Genomic DNA, 17,007 nt, shown 5'->3' with positions numbered 1-17,007 from the left:
ACAGAGGAGGGATGACGATGCCATTTGATTATGATTTAGATTTTGATACGATCGACTTTCGGGAACAGCCCGAACTATATCGTGTCGGCCGCGGTGAACAAGGGGTGCTCCTCGTCGAACCTTACAAAAGCGAGATTCTGCCCCACTGGCGCTTCAAGACACCGGACATCGCGACACAATCGGCGGACGAGATTATGGAGCTGTTTGAAGCTTACCGGAAGAACGATGATTTCGTCGGCATGGACATGGCCCGCAAGTTCATTCAGATGGGCTATACGCGGGCCCGTCGCTACGCCAACTACAAAGGCGGACGCAAATACAAAGACGACGGCGATATCCACGAGCGTGAGATCGATGAAGAAAAAGCCGAGTCGGCCCGCATCTTCAAAGAGCGCTGGGATCAAATCCGGGCCGACGAGGACTATTTGAAACGAAAGAAAGCCCATCAACGTCAATACGGTTGATCAGTTCACCATGATGAGAAAGCGGGTCGTGCCTTTCTCAAATGATGCGATTTGCCGGAAGCCGGCGCCCTCGTACAGCCGAACGGCTCGTCGGTTGAACGACGCGACGGTGAGCCGTACGGGCTTCTCGGCCCGTTTCGCCTCAAACAGCACCGCATCGAGGAAACGGCGTCCGCGGCCTTGCCCGGTCAAGTCCGGACGCATGCCGAGACCGAGGTCGATGTGCGTATCGTCGTACACGTATGTATCGTTCGGCACTTGGGCGTACCGCCCGAGGCAATAAAAGCCGATCAGTTCACCTGTTTCATGAACAGCTTGATAAGCCATCAGTTCCTTGATGCCTGCCTCAGAAGGAGTCTGGTTATAAAAAGCATATGGTGCTTCGTACGTCCACGTTTGAATCGCGCGGGCGTCTTCGTCTGTCATCGGTTGGACGTTCATCCGCTCCCCCTCCCTGCGTCTCTATGCTGTTCGTGGTCGGGGTCGGGGATTCCTTTATCATCTACAAAAAAGACGGGCTGGCCCCGTCTTTACTTTCGCGTCCACGTCGCCGTGATGTCAACATCGGCCGCGTGCATCAAATTGTGGATCGGACACCTCGCCTCGACACCTTTTTGAAGCTCCGCAATCCGTTCATCCGATTCGACCGTCTCGAGCACGATGTTGACGTGTACGTTCTCAAAATACGTCCGCACCCCTTCGACGCCTTGGAAGCCGCGCGGGTCGAGTGTCCCTTCGGTCACGAACGTCACACCATCATAGTCAAAGTTCTGGTCCTGGGCGACATAGGCGATCATGATCGTCGTACACGACGACAAGGCACCAAGTAAATACTCGAGCGGGTTCGGTCCGGCGTCGGTGCCGCCGAGCCGCTCCGGTTCATCGACGATGAACGGAGCCAAGTCACGGACGTGCACCGTCGTCTTCACCCCGGTCGATTCTCCTTCAGCGCGCATCGTCACTAACGGTTTCTCTAACATGCCATCTCCTCCTTGTAACGGGTTATCGTGAGTCTGTTCCCGTTATTTCGGACCGTGTAACACGTCGTCATAAATCGCGTAGTCGTTCTTGCCGTCTTGCTTGATTTGATACATCGCCTGATCGGCTTTATGAATGAGCGTATCGAGGTCGACCCCTTGCCCCGGAGAGAGACTCACACCGATGCTCGCCCGAATCGGGATCGATTGCCGTCCGAGCAAGAACGACTCCTCGCTGAGCGTCCGTTGCAGCCGTGTGACAAAATCGATGAGACGAGGCTCTGTCACATCTGTCAAGAAGATGTAGAACTCGTCGCCGCCGACCCGGGAAGCCAGACCGTTTTCCGGTGTGACCGATTCGAGCACCGTCCCGAGATGAATGAGGAACTCATCGCCGACTTGATGACCGTACGTGTCGTTGATGCCTTTGAACCCATCAAGGTCGAGGATGATGAGGGCAAGTGTGTCCGCTTGAAGCAATGCTTGATCGGCTTGCTCATAAAACGCACGGCGGTTGGCGAGTTTCGTGAGCGGGTCGTGATACGCGAAAAAGCGAATCGTCTGTTCGGCCTCTTTGAACGAGTGCACGTCCCGGATGAGGATCATGCCGTGGACTTTTTGATCGATATAGACGAAGTCGCCATCGATGACGACATAACGCTCTTGCCCCGTCTTCGTTTGAATCTTCGTCTCGAACTCGAGAAATTTCTTTTGTGCTTGGAAGTGCTGGCGGTAATGATGACACCACTCTTCCCGCTTTTTCTCCGGCAACAAGTCGACGAAACGTTCGTTGACGACCCGGACCGTATGGAACAACATCCGGGCGGCCGGGTTGGCGCTCTCGATGCGCCCGGTGTCATCGACGAGCAAAATCGCGGACGGGTTCAAATTGTAGAGCGTCCCGTATCGTTTCGCGTACGAGGCCAAGAAGTCGAGGCGATTCATCGCCACGACGAGTGCGACGGCCCACACGAGACCTCCATACATATAACCGTACGGCGGCATGACACCGCGGAATTGGAAATAACCGAACACGATGTCCCAGACGAGGACGGCGAGTGCCGTCCAAATGAGCATCCTCAGAACACGCTGATGCTCGGTTCGTTCTGCTCGTTTGAGTGCATAGATAAGCAAAAGGACGATGAGAAAGTGGAACACGTTCCCAATCGTCATCGTGATCAAATACGAGGCGTTGAACTCAGGGTATAGCCAAATCCCGACTTGGTCGAACCGTTGGCTGTTGATGATGTTCTCTTGACGGATGAACGTCAAGGCGACCGGAATGAGCGGTAAATAAAGGACATATGGGTAGAGCCATTTCGGAAGTCTGGCTCCGACACCGGTCACTTTAAAGATAAAGTGGACCGAGCATACAAAAATCAAAATCCCAGCGTTTCCGAACCAGTACGTCACGAAGGCCGGACTGAGCTCAATCGGCGACAAGTGGCGCCCGAACTCTGCCATGAAGAGCATCGCATAGCCGAAGACGAACAGACTGAGCAGCCGATGTTCGACTCGTCTAGGATTTCGAAGCAACACATCTAGCGCGAGATGGCTGAGCAAGAAGGCCGGTAAGAGATAAACGACCATATACGTAAACAGTGCGGTCATGGATAGACCCCTTTCTCAAGACAGATACGTCTATATTTTCTCTATCGGACGTTTCGTTTCCTTTATCGAGCCAAAGGGCACATTCCAAAAAAAAACGAACGGAACAAAGTCCGTTCGTACCTGTTATAGTGTGTCTTCAATCGCCGTGTCACCTTTGACGAGGTCGATCGCTTTATTGTAAGCCGCATCATGTCCGATCACGTGGGCGAGGAAAGCCGCCACGTCGGCGCGTGGAACTTCACCGGTCGACACGTCGCCCGTCTTCACTTTTCCGGTGCCAGCGTCATCCGTGAGCGCACCTGGACGAACGATCGTGTATGTCAATCCGCTCTCTTCGAGCACACGGTCCGCGTGATGTTTCGCGACGTAATATGGTTTCATCTCATCCGGCCATGCCGAACGGTCTTCCGCTTTCAACGCGCTCACCATGACGAATTGCTTCACGTCTTGTTGTTTCGCGGCTTCGATGCTTTTCGCTGCGCCGTCTAAATCGATCAACAACGTCTTATCGGCTCCGGTGTTCCCGCCAGAACCGGCTGCGAACACGACGACGTCGGCGTTGCCGATAGCGTCCGTCAAGTTCGCGACATCGCCTTCAAGGTCACCGAGCACGGCCTGATAGCCCTTGTTTTTAAAATCCTCAAGCTGTTCTTCTTTTCGTACCATCGCCGTCACGTCATGCTTACCTTCCTCATGTAAGCGTTCGACGAGCTGTTTCCCAATCTGTCCGTTCGCACCAATTACAAATACGTTCATTTGTCTTCCTCCTCGAATCGAATTCAGAGACACTTGAAACGTCGTGTGGCTGTTGCCACGTCCGGCGCCGAAGCGATGGCCGAGATGATGGCGACCCCGTCGGCCCCGTCACGTCGAATCTCTTCGACGTGCTCAGGCCGAATGCCCCCGATCCCCACGATCGGGAGCTCCCGATACGCCGCCCGCACTTCACGGATGAGCGTCGTGCCGTTCACTTCACCGGCGTCCTCTTTCGAGTCCGTCGGCAAGACGGGTCCGATGCCGACGTAGTCCGCATGCTCGATGGCCGTCGCCGCTTCTTCGAGCGAATGCACCGAAACCCCGAGCCATTTGTCTGCCCCGATCATCTGTCTGACGCGATGGGCTGACACATCTTCTTGACCGACATGTACCCCGTCCGCATCGAGTTTCAATGCCAAGTCGACGTCGTCGTTTACGATAAACGGCACACCGTACGTGCGACAAAGTTGAAACAACGCTCGGGCCACCGCTTCTTTTTCATCTCCATACAGTGCCTCTTTTCCTTTTTCGCGAAATTGGAAACATGTAACGCCACATTGGAGTGCCGTCTCGACCGTCCGGAAGATATCTTTCGTGTTCGTCGTCCCACAGATGAAGTAAAGCTCTAGCCGTTCAGCGAGCCCGGCTTGTCGTGATCGTTTCAAGCGTCACACCCTCCTCTCCATACGTGCCGTACGCCCAGTGGTTCGTCGGCCCATGTCCGGCACCGATATCGAGACCGTGCGTGATCGCGCTTTGGATGAACCGCTTCGCCGTCACGGTCGCCTCGATGATCGGACGACCTTTGGCGAGCTCGGCCGTGAGCGCCGCCGAGAACGTGCACCCGGTGCCGTGCGTGTCAAACGTCTGGATACGAGTTGCCGAGACGAGGAAAGCCTCTGACGCCGTCAAGACGAGGTCTTCGGCACGTTCCCCTTCGAGATGTCCCCCTTTTAAGACGACCGCCTTCGCGCCTAGTGACAAGATCCGTTCCGCCGCCTCAAAACGGTCTTGAAATGAACGAATCGTCAAACCCGTCAACACCTCCGCTTCCGGCACGTTCGGCGTGACGACCGTCGCGAGGGGCAGCAAGGACGTCTTGAGCGCCTCGACGGCTGTGTCTTGAAGTAGGGACGCCCCACCTTTTGCGATCATGACCGGGTCGACGACGAGCTGTTTGAACGCATGCCGCTTCACGCCGGAAGCGACGGTCTCGATTCGGCTCGCATCGAACAACATCCCGGTCTTGCACGCCTCGATTGAAAAATCGGAACCGATCGCATCGAGTTGTTGCGCGAGCAGTTCGGTCGAGACCGCTTCAACGCCATGCACACCTCGTGTGTTTTGAGCCGTGACTGCCGTCAAGACGCTCGTGCCGAATACACCGAGCTCTTGGAACGTCTTCAAGTCGGCTTGAATGCCGGCGCCGCCGCCTGAGTCGGAACCGGCGATCGTCAACACTTGTGTGCGCTTCATGAGACCACCTCGATCCGGTCGCTCGGTAGTTCGACCGCGGTCATCTTACCGAGTTCGTTCAAGAAGTGGATCGGGAAATCGCCCGACCCTTCGGCACGCATTGTCGCGAGTTCCCCGCAACGGGCGTACCCGGCGAGCGCCGTCGACGTCGCGGTCATCGCATCGGACTCGACCGCAAGAAATGCGCCGACGACCGCACTGAGCAAACAGCCGGTCCCGGTCGTCCGTGTCATCACTTCGGTCCCTCCTTTGATTTCAATCGTCACGTCCCCGTCACTGACGACATCCGTCTCTCCGGTCACGGCAACGACACAGCGATACCGCTTGGCCGCCTCGCGCGCGATGTGTGTCACGTCATGCAACGCTTCCCCGCCATCGACCCCTCGCGTGTGGGCCGTTCGGTCAATCAATGTCGCCATCTCACCGGCGTTGCCACGAATGACGGTCACTTGCACCTGTGCGAGGATCGCGGTCGCCACTTGACGCCGAAACGATGTCGCGCCGACACCGACCGGGTCGAAAACGATGGGACGTCCCGCAGCGTTTGCCGCTTGCCCGGCCCGAATCATCGTCGCTTCGGTCGATGCATCGAGCGTTCCGATGTTCAATACGAGCGCATCGCTCACTGTAGCCATTTCCGCCACTTCCTCGACAGCGGACGCCATGACCGGTGACGCGCCGACGGCGAGCAGACCGTTCGCTGAAAAGTTCGCGACGACGATGTTCGTGATGTTATGGATGAGCGGTCGCTCGGCCCGGACTTTGTCCCATAAATCGCGCTTCATCGGCTCACCTCCACCGGGACGTCCCACGTCTCAAGCGTCCATGCCATCTGCCAAAACGCCACTTCATAGTAACAGCTCTTCAAGAACGATTGACGATAACGGGTGCGCTCGACTTCGGTCGCCTGTTCGGCCAACAGATCGAGACGGTCAATCTGCTCTTCGACGAGTTCACGGAACCATTCCGACCCGTACGTGGCAATCCAAGCCGTATAGATTGGATGCTCCGGCTTCGCGTTTTTCAACCGTTCCCCGATCTCGTAGTACACCCAGTAACACGGCAGAATCGCCGCGAGCACATCCCCGAGCGTCGGTCCGGCTTGTTGCATGTGCATCGCGTATGCGTATGCGGTCGGTGCCGGCTCGAACCCACGTCTTTCTTCTTCGGTCACGTCAAGCATCGTAAAGAACTCACGGTGTAACGCGTGTTCAGCTTCAATCGTGTGTAGGGCATGCGTCAAAAATCGGCTCGACAGCTCCATGTCGTGCGATAAAATCGCTCCCTTCGCCTGCACTTTTGAGAACTGGTTCAAATAGTACGAGTCTTGCAAGACGTAGTGGCGAAACTTCGCCTCGTCGAGCGTTCCCTCACCTAGTGCTTGAACGAACGGGTGGTCAAAACTTGCTTGGAACAAAGCATCCGCCTCTTGTCGGATTTGTTGTGTGAACGTCATTTCCGTCTCCCCCTTTGTTGTATGAAAAAAGACGCCGCCTCCCATAACGGAAGCGGCGTCGGACATACACAGAGGGTGAGACAAGTCATTTCGCCCACTTCCCTACGCTAGCGTGAACTAGATCAGGTTCAAAGGGTCTGGACCTCGTCCATCTCAGCCGCGTCATGCGACTCCCCTAGTGGCAAACATTATGAAATTCGGTCGTCTTCGGTCACATCATACCAATCTTTTGATGAAATAGGAACCCTTCAACGTGAGAAGCGGCGGTTCAACACACTTCCCATATTGGAGAACCGTTCCGTTCCGAGTTTACGCCGATTCGAAGAGGCAAACACGTAATAATCGACTTTCCCCATGAAGTAAATCAAACGGAGGCCGGCGATAAAGAACGTGATCGTCGTACTGACTGCAAAACCGACGCCATACCAATCGATGCCTCGCGGAAGCAACAGCGTCGTGAACAAAGCGTTGAACGTGAAAAACGACAAGTTGACGAGAAGCGCACCACGCCGATCTTCGAAGTAGAGCAACAGTAGCGTCAACACGAGAATCATCGCATTCGCGAACGCGGCAAGTGTCGTCATCCGGAAGATTTGCCCAACTTCCTCTGGTACGCCGATCCAACCGACGAAGACACCGGCCATGAGCACCGCGAACAGTGTGACGACGCCTTGACTCCGGCCGAGGCGAATCAACTCATTTTTCAAGACGGTCGTCATCGTCTGTTTCGCTTTGTCGATTTGATGGAGTGCCCCGCCGTAATTGATGAGCCCATAAAACGTACGGTACCGTTCATAAAATCTCGTCTCGACGGCGACGACGAACAGCAACTGAGTCGGGACAATCGTCAAGTACGACCAAAACACGGCCGTGTCGTAGTAGGGATTAAACACGAACGAATCAGCGACGACCATCCGTCCCTCACCGAACCAGATGATGAAGTTCGTCACCCAAATCCCGAGGACGTACAAGACGCCGATTGCGAACAAGTCGGGGTAGAGATCAAAGTAACGGAAATAAGAGAACTCTCTCGTGGCGTAGCGGAGCGGGAACGTCCGCAACATCGCAAAGAATAATCCGAATAACGTCACGATCATCCCAGCGGTGAAGCCGGTCAACAACTCTAGGCTCGTCGGGTCTGCCATGATGCGGCTAATCAAGAACACGCCGCCGACCGCGATGAAACCACCGAGCAAAAAGCTGTATGCGATCGCCTGATAAAACTTGGCCGCGCTCAAAAACAAAAACATGACCCAGATGACGTTGATCGTCATGAACAAGACGAACAAAACGAGTTTATACACAAATGCGAGCGGGGAGATCATCCAAAAGATGCTGTACATGATGACCGCCGCGAGCATCGTCACTTTCAACATGCCGGTAAAGACGGGAAAGATCTCATGCGCCTTTTTCTCATAGAATAAGTCGGCGACGTAGCGCGTGACGACGAGCTGTTGAAAACTGAAGACAATTTGCGAAAAGATGAAGGCGTAAGACACGGACAGCATGAAAATCGTCCGTTCTTCCAGCGACAACATCGGCATTTGAAACGCCAGCCATTGAATCGTCCCGACGACCAAGATGACGATTAGCCACGGTCCTGACGTGACGAGGCCAGAGAACGTGTACGCCTTCAGCCGTGACGAATAGTAGTCTTCTTGAAACAGTTTTTGCAGTTTAAACCCGATGCCCGCCATACTGTTCCCTCCTCGCTTCATAGATGGCTTTGTAACGGTCGACGAACTGTTGCAACCGGTAATATTGACGCACGCGTTCGCGACCGTTCTTCCCGAAGCGCATCCGCTCGCGCGGATAGTCCATCATCCACTCGACTTTATCGGCAATCGCCTCCGGGTGGACCGGCGGAACGATGAATCCGGCCGGACCGAACGGGTCGTCCGTCCGGCCGTACAACAACTCCGAACACGCCCCGACATCGGTCGCCACCCAAGGGATGCCGGCGGCCATGCCTTCCAAAATAGCGAGCGGCTGTCCTTCCGAGATGCTCGTCAACAGCAATAAGTCAAACGTCGGCAGCCACTCTTGGACGTTCACTTTACCGACAAGTTCGACGTAGTCCGTAAGACCGCTCTGCTCGATGAGCAAACGGCACTCCTCTGCATATTCTTCATCCTCGTCGAGCGGTCCCATGATCGTCAATTTGAACAAGCGATTCCGCTCTTGCAAAATTTTGGCGCCGTAAATCATCGTTTTTAAATCTTTGATCGGTACGACACGGACGATCGCCCCGATTTGGAAGACGTCATGTTCGACCGGTTCGATGACAGGCCGGATATGGCGGTCGGCGATGCCGTTGGCGATAATCTTCGTCTTCTCGCTCGGTGCCCCGATCCACTCCTGGTATTCACGGTTCCGTTCAAACAACGTGATGATCTCGTCAGCCGCGTTGTACGCCTCGCGTGACAAGTGATGGAAAAATCGGACCCACCTCGGTTTGTACGGGGCCGGAATCCAGTACGATTGGAGAATCTCTTCTTCCCGCTCCCGGGAGTAGATGCCGTGTTCCGTCAAGATGAACGGGATGCCTTGCGTCTCTTTCATGTAAGAGGCGACCATCCCGGCATAACCGGTTGAGATGGAATGGACGAGATCGACTTTCGGGAGCGGTTGATGCAACACACGGAGTACCGGCATGTACATGCTTTGCCACATCCAGAAATAATCGATAAACGAGCCCCCGTTCATCTCCTCGGTATAGGCTGCTTTTACGTTTCGCCAAAAGAATTCACTGGCAAAAAACGCCTCGCTGGATGGGATTCGTGAACCAATAATTCCGAGCGCTTGTCGATTTGGACTTTTCAACATGAGCCAATCGGACAGTTTTTCTTCCTCCTCCGAATTTAGCTTCATCCGCCCTTTCCCTCGCTGTCCCGGTTCGTTCAAGTACAAATGGGTGACGCCAGAAACGTTCTCCGGCAACACGTATTTCATATCTTCCGGACGCTTCTCGGTAGGCTGGATTGAAATGATTTCAAATTCCACGTCCGGCATTTCTTCAAGGAGCGTCTGGGTCCAACTGGAGACGCCCCCGCTCACATATGGATAGCTTCCTTCTAGCACGAGTCCAATCTTCATTGTGCGTCCCCCTTGATGGCGATTTCGGCGCTCGCCGCCGTCAATGTGACTAAATAGAGTGGACGGTCCGCTTCCATCTGTTCGACTGTCCCGAAGGCGAACGTGCCGGTATCGATGGATTGGCCTGTTTTTAGTCGAACTGTGAAGTGTGACGGGTTGACGAGACCTTCACCCGACAAGTAAATGATGTTCTCATCAAACGATGCGTTCAAGTCGGCCGCTTGATACGTGATCAGTTTCTCTGTCGCATAGTGCTGAGTGTACGCTTGCAAATGCGGATAGTTGACGTTGATATCATCGATGATTTTTCTAAGACTCGCGAACATCGTATCCCAATCTCTTCCGAACGCCCGCTCCGGGTCGATGACATCGTCCGGGTGGATGAAGTGCGAGAAGACACCGAAATTGGCGATCGCATCGACCATTTGGAAAATCGATCCTTTTGACTCACCGTAGTCGCTCGTCACGCGCGGGAAATGGTACAGCTCCGGATGTGTCTCATCAAACTCAAATTCTTGGACAAAATCCCCGTTCTCAGATTCGCCCGTATAGAGCGATGCAATTGTCCGCAGCTCCGGCAACGCCTCGGCAATCGCATCGACGCCGGTACGGTTGAGCGCGTTCGACGGCGGCACGTACGATTTGAGCGTTTCGGCCGGGAAGTAGTTCGCAAACACTGATTCGGCTTGAAGGAGTGAACGCTTCATCTCTTCTTTATCTTTCCATGGGATATATCCGTACGTCGGGTCAATTGGCTCATCGGCCGTGACGAGTGATTGGTGATTATAGCCGTGCAATCCAATCTCGCCGCCGTTCGCGAGCAGTTTCCGACCGAAGAACAGCATCGGGAATTCCCCTCGTTTAATCAGTTGCTCATCGACTAGTTCCATCTCTTCTTCGTACGTGCCGATCATCGCACCTGTGTAAATCAAATCGTCCGCTTCCGCCATCTCGACCATGTCCTCCCACCAATCTTCTGCAAAGAAGTCTTTGACGGACTTATCGAGCGGCGTCGTCGAGACGTCTTTCATTTTGCCGCTCATGATCGGTGCTGGGAAATCATCGATATACATCAGTTTGATAGCGGCTTGGGCCGAGACGAACGCAGGCGGCAACGTGCCGAGCGTCTGGACGAACAGTCCGCGCATCATCTTCTGGTTTGTGATGGTCGTATTCCAATACAAGACGTTTCCTTGACCGACGGCGTACTCCCAAAGAATCGGGAACCCTTCAGCGGACAGGATGACGTTCGCTTCATCCGCGATGGCGAAGTCGACAACACTATGAACGAATAAATCTTCCGGCGGATTCAAATCAACATAGCCCGGGAAAATTTTCTCTTCGAAGTTCAAACCATATACGTCCGGGACAAACTCCCCAATCTCTTCGACCCCAGTCAGTTCATTAAATGCCGGGTCTTTGAAACGGTTGCCGAAGATGATGTTCCCGCCGCCTTCTACAAATCGCTTCATCTCCGTGAACGGCCAACGCGTCGTCCGTTCTCCTGTGAAGATGAGAATCGTGTACGGTGAGGGCGCCACCGTCCCGACTTCTTCCGGGGCGATCTCGGTCACGTCCAACTTGGCGTAACGAAGTCCGTAAAGGATATTATCGGCAGCTTTGACCGCAAGCTCTTCGTCGTCACGTACGAGATAAACTTGAAGACGGTGTTGCCCCGACGCGGCCGCTTCCCCGCCTTGCAATTGATCGATCTCCATCCGTTGCTCCGCGACGTTTGGCAATAACGTGTGCAAAGAATGGATGCGTAAATATTGAATCGCACCGACGATGACGAGAAATAAGACGATGAAGAGCGAGAATGAGATTATAGTTCGTTTTTCCATGATGTCGTGTCACTCCATTCTTCGAATAGCAGCCGATATTCGTACGGCACGTCTTCGAGTGAAAACTGCGTCTGCATCATAAACATGACGGCTTTCACTTCTGTCCAACGCTCCCGTTCATAGTAGAAGTCGATCAGCATCAAATGGGCCTCGATTCGTTCGGGGAAATGATGCACATATTCTTTCAATGTTTCAAGTTGATGTTTCGGACGGTTCAACGTCTCATAAATTTCGTTCAAATCTTCATAAATCCAAGCGACCGGAGCGAATAGTGTCTTTGCGATCAACAATTCTTTCAACCATGCCTCGCGCTTGTCTTTCAGCATGACCTCCGTGATCAACTCACTGTGGATCATCCGTTTATAAATCGTGGCGAGGCGGCGGATTGATTCTGGGTTACCAAGTTCATATTCGCGTTTCGCCAGTTTCAATTCTTGCTCGTATTGATCGATCAAGATGTTCATCGTCGCCGCGGCGTAGTGGACGGTCTCGCTATCTTTACTTTGAAGACCCATCTGCAAGTATTTCCCTTGCTGATCGATCGATTGGTTGACGTGCGTCAAAATCGAATGTTTTCGAATGGCGGGATCTTTTGAATTGATGGCATCCGCGAGCGGGAGCAGACTCGCGCTCGCCTTCGCCTCATGTCGAATTTTTTCATAGTTGACGACTTTGAAATCGATATACTCGTCGTAATCCTCGATTAGACCACTGCGTCCGAACCGTTCGGCGAGGCGATACACCGCGTAGACGGCGAGTTCGGCGATGAAAGGTAAAAACAGCCCGAAGCAGAGGGCTGCTACTGCGACCCCATAGTCTGGGGCTTTCATTCTTCGTTTCAACACGATGAGCAAGACGAGGGCGAGGATGGCATGGACGATGTAAATCAAGATCCACACCGTATTGCTGATGGCTCCCATACTCACACCCCTTTCTGGATCAAGATGCCTTCAATCCGATCATAAATCCGTTGCCGATGCTCTTCACTCGTTCCTGGCAAGAGCAACATAAGTTTGTTTTCTTCACGGTCATACCCGACGATATCGATTTCCCGTAAATAGGAGTGAACGATGGCCTCGATGCTCTCAAGCGAGACCGGCTCGTATCCGAGTGCATATTCGAGCACGATGAACGGCTGACCGTGATGGACCTTTTTTTGTTCCTGAAGCGCCACTAGATTGGCGAATGATGTGCCCGGATAGAGCAATTCGTGCTGCTCTTTTCGTATCAGTGTCTGTGCGTTTTCAATCCGGGTCCCGATCCATGAGAAGAGGATATTCAAGACGTGCAAGTCGTCTGTCGTCAACTTGCGAAGCGGCAGACGCTTAATGACAACAACCTCACGCGTCTGTCCGTCAATCGTGATCGGCGCGAGCAACATCGGGTCTGAATCGTCGTCATCGAGTTGTCGGAGCGTCGTCTCTTGCACTTGGAAGAAACGTTTAAACATGCCCGACGCCTCATCGAGGAATATCGTTTGCGGAAACTCTTTTTTCTCGGCTTGACGAATGAGGAGACGCATCGATTTTTGCGACCGGTCGACGTGGTAAATCGCAACGTCGCTTGCGAGGAAATATTTTTTCAGTAGCCGAATCGTCTCGCTACGAATTAACTCGGGGTGCGGCAAATCGAGCGACACAGCCAGTTCATACAGTTGGTTGAGGCTATATTCTGATTGCAGTAATTTTTGACGAAGCGTCGTTTGAGATGTGTTGAGTAAATCGACAGTTTCTTTCAAATACGTATTCTCATCTTTCAGCTCCTCGTTGCGGAACTGACTGATCTCATAACGTTCACGAAATGACGTGCTGAATAAACCGACGATGACAGTGATAGCGAAGTAATAGAAGAGCGTAAGCAGTGAGTTTGTATCGTAGAACAATAAGAAAATATCTCCTCCGACGAAGCCGGTATAAACCACTTTGTATAGGAGCAAGACGCCGAAACTGATGAGACCAAAGATCGTCCCGTACCGTAACGCGAATAAAATCGCGGCCACGTAAAACAAGTTCAAGTCATTTTGAATCGTCCCGAGATTGAAGATGAGATCGATTCCGATGAGCAGAGCGAAGACGACAAGGATTTCAACCCATTTGATCCAAGGGCGGTCTTGAGCGTAAAAAATAACAATCCCCTCCTATCACGTGTGTATGTTTGATGTGGTTCTCTAGTCCAAATATGAGTCCTGTACAATAAATACCCGTATGAAACTGTCTATAATCTCATATATTACCTAAAAATCCCATGTATCATAATACGTAGGCTCATGGTAATGGATGTACCCATGTTGTTCCGCTAACTCCCGGCTAGCTGGTTCTTCTTGATCCGAGACGGTCAACACGGCAATATCATACGTCTCTCGCAACGCATCCAATCGCTCAATTTTTTCCATCGACCAAGAGTCGGTCGTGATGGCCGTATAATTGAACCCTTCCCACATGAATCCGTCCACGTATGGGGCGCTCGTTCGTTCTAGCGTCTCAATCCCCCAATTTTGAACGATCGGGACCCCGGGATATGTGCCTTGAATCGATTTTAAAAATGCTTCGAGCCCATCCAACTGTTCAGCCAAATCGTCCGGATGATCGAGATGGACATCATCGATATCACCGACCGTATCGAGAAAAATCCCGTCTAAATGTTTATTAATCACTTGCTTTTGAATTTCTCGCATGAGGATTTTCCGGAAATTCGCGGAAGCGATATTCGTCAAGTAGGAGTCCCACTTCGGAAAGTAAATCCGTTCCCCGTCACGATAAAAGAAGTCATCCTCTTCCATTTGTCCAATCAATGCCCGATTCCACGTGTCGGCTTCCATCACGTTAATGTAACCGAGCACTTTTGTCCCGTTTGACCGGATCGTCTCGATTTGTTCCGGTGAATACCAAATCGGTTCAATGATGACCAGGTCATAGCGGGCCATATCTTCAATGATTTCATCGGTCGGTACGTTATAAAAAATCTTATACGACTCAATCTCATCAAAGTCGAACGGTGTTTTAGTGATGCACCCCCCTAAAATAATAGATGAGCAGAGAACGATGAATAAAAATCGTTGCACACGGACACCTCCTTGTCGTCAAATCTCTCATGATGCGATCGTCCGTTTGATGATGCATTTGCAGGGAACAACAACATTAAACCGGTATGAAAGGAGTGTTCAACATGAACACCATATTACTGACGCTTGCCGTCTTATTCGTCGGACTGAACATATATACCTTCTTTCGACGCAAGACGTATCGGCAGACAGCATTTGACGGGCGTCTCTTTAGCCATCTGTTCGTCAGCTTGTTAGGCGTGATGTTCGGGTTCGCCGCCATCTACTATGCGTTATCGCAAGACGGTATGATTTTCGTCACGTCGCTCGAATCGATGACCCCCGTCGAACCGTCCTGGCAAAACGTCTTGTATTTCAGTGGGGTGACGCTTCTGTCGATCGGGTTTGGAGACTTGCTGCCAGTCGGTCCGGCTCGTCTGTTCGCGCTCGTCGAGGCCGCCATCGGTATCTTGCTCCCGACAGCATTTTTCGTTAAGTCCGTATACAAAAAAGAAGAAGACTGACAGGCAGTCTTCTAGCGTCCGGTAATAAGTAAAAACATGTTAAATGCGACGAGGCCGAGCGGAAACAAAGCCACAACGATAATTGGCCACTTCTTCGTCCGGATGCCGACAAATAAAAGTAAACTCCCTACTAGGAGCGCGATGAACGTCGTATACGGATTCAAGCGTCATTCCTCCTTCTATACAAGGGGGTTTCCCGACTCGGCTAAAACTTAATCGTTTGAATGCCAAAGCGTCAAAAAGGCGTCACGCATTCGGTACGCTTCTTCTTCATGATACGGAAACCCTGACCGGTCGGCCACCAGTCTGCTGACGCGTTCGAACTGATCGACCAACAGTCGATGACTCGTCTCGAGCGACGTCGTCTCCATCACGGGATACGTAGCGAGATACGCCTCCCAACTGTCACGGTCGATATACGGGGCGAGCCCGTCTCCGGACTTCCCGGCGTTCGCGGTGAAATCCGTCTGAAATCCGACCTGCCACGACAGCATCCGCCTAAGCATCGTCCGCATGATCGTGATGTGGTCATATGCGTATAGCAGTTGCTTCCGTTTGATCCCTTTGACGACGTAAAGCGACACCCACCAAAACTCGTTCCAGCACTGGTCATACTCCCATCGCGTCGGGCGTCGAACGCGATATGACTCATCTGTCGGGACCAACTGACCGGCCCTGTCGTCCTTGTCGACGAGGACGAGACTGAGCGAGTCTTCCCGTATCGCCTCCTCCACGTCGCAGAGCGGACGAACGGTCAAATCGATCCGATGTCCGTCCGCGTATTGGATAAGGAAAGCGAATCGGTCATAGACGAGACGTCCGGGTACTTCGTCTGGCGTCTGCATGATGAGTACTTCTCCGAAACGTCCGATCCATGTGCGGTCTTCCAAAAAGTCCGAGACGTCTCTCACAAAACAGGAGACGTCGACATCTTGATAGACGTCAGCTTCTACGTTCGGGTTGACGAGCGACCCGTTCAAGACGAGGACGCGAACGTTGTCGTCTTCTTTTGATAGCTCGCACAACTGCTCGAGCACGGCTTCATGGTTCATACGACAATTGCCCCGAGCGAGCGCGCCACTTGGACGGCCTGCATGACGTCAAGTTTCGTTTTCTTGAGCGTCACGTCCGAGAAATCGACTCCGTCCATCTCGGCCGAGACAAAGTCGGCCGATGTACAGTCGGCATGTTGCAAGACGGCTCGTGACAAGATGGCGTTCGTCCATATCGTCTCTTTCAAATCAGCCCCGTATAAGTCGGCCTCGGTCAACCGGACACCGGACCAGTCCATTTTCCGGAGCGGCGCGTGACGCAAGTTCACGAACGACCAGTCCCCGCCCCGGACGACCGTGCCTTCGAACGTACAACTTTCAAACGACGAGCCCGTCATCTTGCATTGGTCGAACTCCGATAAAAACAGGTTCGCGCCGGTGAACGTACAGTTCAAGAACGAGCTGCCGCTATGGCGAGAGGCGTTCCATTTCGAATCGGTGAAGTCACAGTGGATGAAACGACACTGGGCCGTCTCGAACTCGGTCGCATCGACATATGTGAAACGGCAGTTCTCGAACGTCGTCTGGGTGAGAAAGACGTCACGGAGCGTCTCGTCACGAAAATCTTCCCCAACGTATGTGGCATGTGATTGAAACATAAGGCGCCTCCTTCGCGTATACTAAAAAATAGGTGAACTACTCACCACTTGCTTGCTTCGCAACCTGAAGTGGGAGCTTCTTGGGAAGGCCGTGCTTTGATTAGCCACGGTT

The 17,007-nt window shown here is 52.9% G+C and carries 19 protein-coding genes and 1 riboswitch; of the genes, 2 read left to right on the top strand and 17 right to left on the bottom strand.

The features are described from left to right. Positions 1-17: 17 nt before the first annotated feature. Entirely contained in the window at positions 18-464 is a 447-nt protein-coding gene (locus L971_RS05420; RefSeq protein ID WP_024371262.1) for a DUF4385 domain-containing protein, read from the top strand. Here L971_RS05420 and L971_RS05415 read toward each other — a convergent pair whose 3' ends face one another. From L971_RS05415 to L971_RS05350, 14 genes are all read right to left on the bottom strand, one after another. Beyond that, entirely contained in the window at positions 465-905 is a 441-nt protein-coding gene (locus L971_RS05415) for a GNAT family N-acetyltransferase (protein ID WP_024371263.1), read from the bottom strand. An 89-nt stretch (positions 906-994) separates the two neighbouring features. After that, a complete protein-coding gene (locus L971_RS05410; RefSeq protein ID WP_047374829.1) occupies positions 995-1,444 on the bottom strand; it encodes an OsmC family protein in 450 nt (149 codons plus the stop codon). A 42-nt stretch (positions 1,445-1,486) separates the two neighbouring features. Then, a complete protein-coding gene (locus L971_RS05405) occupies positions 1,487-3,052 on the bottom strand; it encodes a diguanylate cyclase domain-containing protein (RefSeq protein WP_024371265.1) in 1,566 nt (521 codons plus the stop codon). A gap of 123 nt (positions 3,053-3,175) precedes the next feature. After that, the gene (locus tag L971_RS05400) at positions 3,176-3,808 is read right to left on the bottom strand and encodes an SDR family oxidoreductase (RefSeq protein ID WP_047374827.1); all 633 of its coding nucleotides are present in this window, start codon (positions 3,806-3,808) and stop codon (positions 3,176-3,178) included. Positions 3,809-3,831: 23 nt separating this feature from the next. Then, complete coding sequence (thiE, locus tag L971_RS05395; protein ID WP_047374825.1) at positions 3,832-4,473, bottom strand: thiamine phosphate synthase; 642 nt, start codon at positions 4,471-4,473, stop codon at positions 3,832-3,834. Then, positions 4,442-5,284, bottom strand: a complete 843-nt coding sequence (gene thiD / locus L971_RS05390) for a bifunctional hydroxymethylpyrimidine kinase/phosphomethylpyrimidine kinase (protein ID WP_047374824.1) — start codon at positions 5,282-5,284, stop codon at positions 4,442-4,444. Before thiD ends, thiE begins: the two co-directional genes overlap by 32 nt. Beyond that, on the bottom strand, positions 5,281-6,069 hold the full coding sequence (thiM, locus tag L971_RS05385) for a hydroxyethylthiazole kinase (RefSeq protein WP_047374821.1): 789 nt from the start codon (positions 6,067-6,069) through the stop codon (positions 5,281-5,283). The genes thiD and thiM overlap by 4 nt, the downstream gene beginning before the upstream one ends. Beyond that, on the bottom strand, positions 6,066-6,740 hold the full coding sequence (gene tenA, locus L971_RS05380) for a thiaminase II (protein ID WP_047374819.1): 675 nt from the start codon (positions 6,738-6,740) through the stop codon (positions 6,066-6,068). The genes thiM and tenA overlap by 4 nt, the downstream gene beginning before the upstream one ends. An 82-nt stretch (positions 6,741-6,822) precedes the next feature. Beyond that, positions 6,823-6,927, bottom strand: a riboswitch (TPP riboswitch). Between the two features lie 61 nt (positions 6,928-6,988). Beyond that, positions 6,989-8,437, bottom strand: coding sequence for an exopolysaccharide Pel transporter PelG (gene pelG, locus L971_RS05375; protein WP_047374817.1), 1,449 nt, complete (start codon positions 8,435-8,437; stop codon positions 6,989-6,991). Next, the gene (gene pelF / locus L971_RS05370) at positions 8,418-9,836 is read right to left on the bottom strand and encodes a GT4 family glycosyltransferase PelF (RefSeq protein ID WP_047374814.1); all 1,419 of its coding nucleotides are present in this window, start codon (positions 9,834-9,836) and stop codon (positions 8,418-8,420) included. Before pelF ends, pelG begins: the two co-directional genes overlap by 20 nt. Then, the gene (locus L971_RS05365; protein ID WP_024371273.1) at positions 9,833-11,680 is read right to left on the bottom strand and encodes a DUF2194 domain-containing protein; all 1,848 of its coding nucleotides are present in this window, start codon (positions 11,678-11,680) and stop codon (positions 9,833-9,835) included. The genes pelF and L971_RS05365 overlap by 4 nt, the downstream gene beginning before the upstream one ends. Beyond that, positions 11,662-12,600 (bottom strand): hypothetical protein, encoded by a 939-nt coding sequence (locus L971_RS05360; RefSeq protein ID WP_024371274.1) that lies wholly within the window; start codon positions 12,598-12,600, stop codon positions 11,662-11,664. The genes L971_RS05365 and L971_RS05360 overlap by 19 nt, the downstream gene beginning before the upstream one ends. Before the next feature lie 2 nt (positions 12,601-12,602). Next, entirely contained in the window at positions 12,603-13,694 is a 1,092-nt protein-coding gene (locus L971_RS05355) for a GAF domain-containing protein (RefSeq protein WP_047374812.1), read from the bottom strand. A 219-nt stretch (positions 13,695-13,913) separates the two neighbouring features. Next, positions 13,914-14,741 (bottom strand): endo alpha-1,4 polygalactosaminidase, encoded by an 828-nt coding sequence (locus L971_RS05350; RefSeq protein WP_047374810.1) that lies wholly within the window; start codon positions 14,739-14,741, stop codon positions 13,914-13,916. A gap of 104 nt (positions 14,742-14,845) precedes the next feature. On the opposite strand from L971_RS05350, the gene L971_RS05345 reads away from it, so the two are divergent. After that, the gene (locus tag L971_RS05345) at positions 14,846-15,244 is read left to right on the top strand and encodes an ion channel (RefSeq protein WP_047374808.1); all 399 of its coding nucleotides are present in this window, start codon (positions 14,846-14,848) and stop codon (positions 15,242-15,244) included. Positions 15,245-15,255: 11 nt separating this feature from the next. Here the strand turns inward: L971_RS05345 and L971_RS15155 are convergent, their stop codons facing one another. Genes L971_RS15155 through L971_RS05330 form a run of 3 tightly spaced genes read right to left on the bottom strand, consistent with a single transcriptional unit; the run spans position 15,256 to position 16,895 of the window. After that, a complete protein-coding gene (locus tag L971_RS15155) occupies positions 15,256-15,408 on the bottom strand; it encodes a hypothetical protein (protein WP_034798863.1) in 153 nt (50 codons plus the stop codon). Positions 15,409-15,456: 48 nt separating this feature from the next. Beyond that, on the bottom strand, positions 15,457-16,296 hold the full coding sequence (locus L971_RS05335) for an aminoglycoside 6-adenylyltransferase (protein ID WP_047374807.1): 840 nt from the start codon (positions 16,294-16,296) through the stop codon (positions 15,457-15,459). Next, the gene (locus tag L971_RS05330) at positions 16,293-16,895 is read right to left on the bottom strand and encodes a pentapeptide repeat-containing protein (RefSeq protein WP_047374805.1); all 603 of its coding nucleotides are present in this window, start codon (positions 16,893-16,895) and stop codon (positions 16,293-16,295) included. The genes L971_RS05335 and L971_RS05330 overlap by 4 nt, the downstream gene beginning before the upstream one ends. Positions 16,896-17,007 lie beyond the last annotated feature (112 nt).

Source organism: Exiguobacterium sp. ZOR0005, from assembly GCF_000798975.1.
Lineage (GTDB): Bacteria > Bacillota > Bacilli > Exiguobacteriales > Exiguobacteriaceae > Exiguobacterium > Exiguobacterium aurantiacum.
The sequence above is the reverse complement of the archived record's forward strand: the minus strand, read 5'-3'. Positions and strand labels throughout refer to the sequence as shown.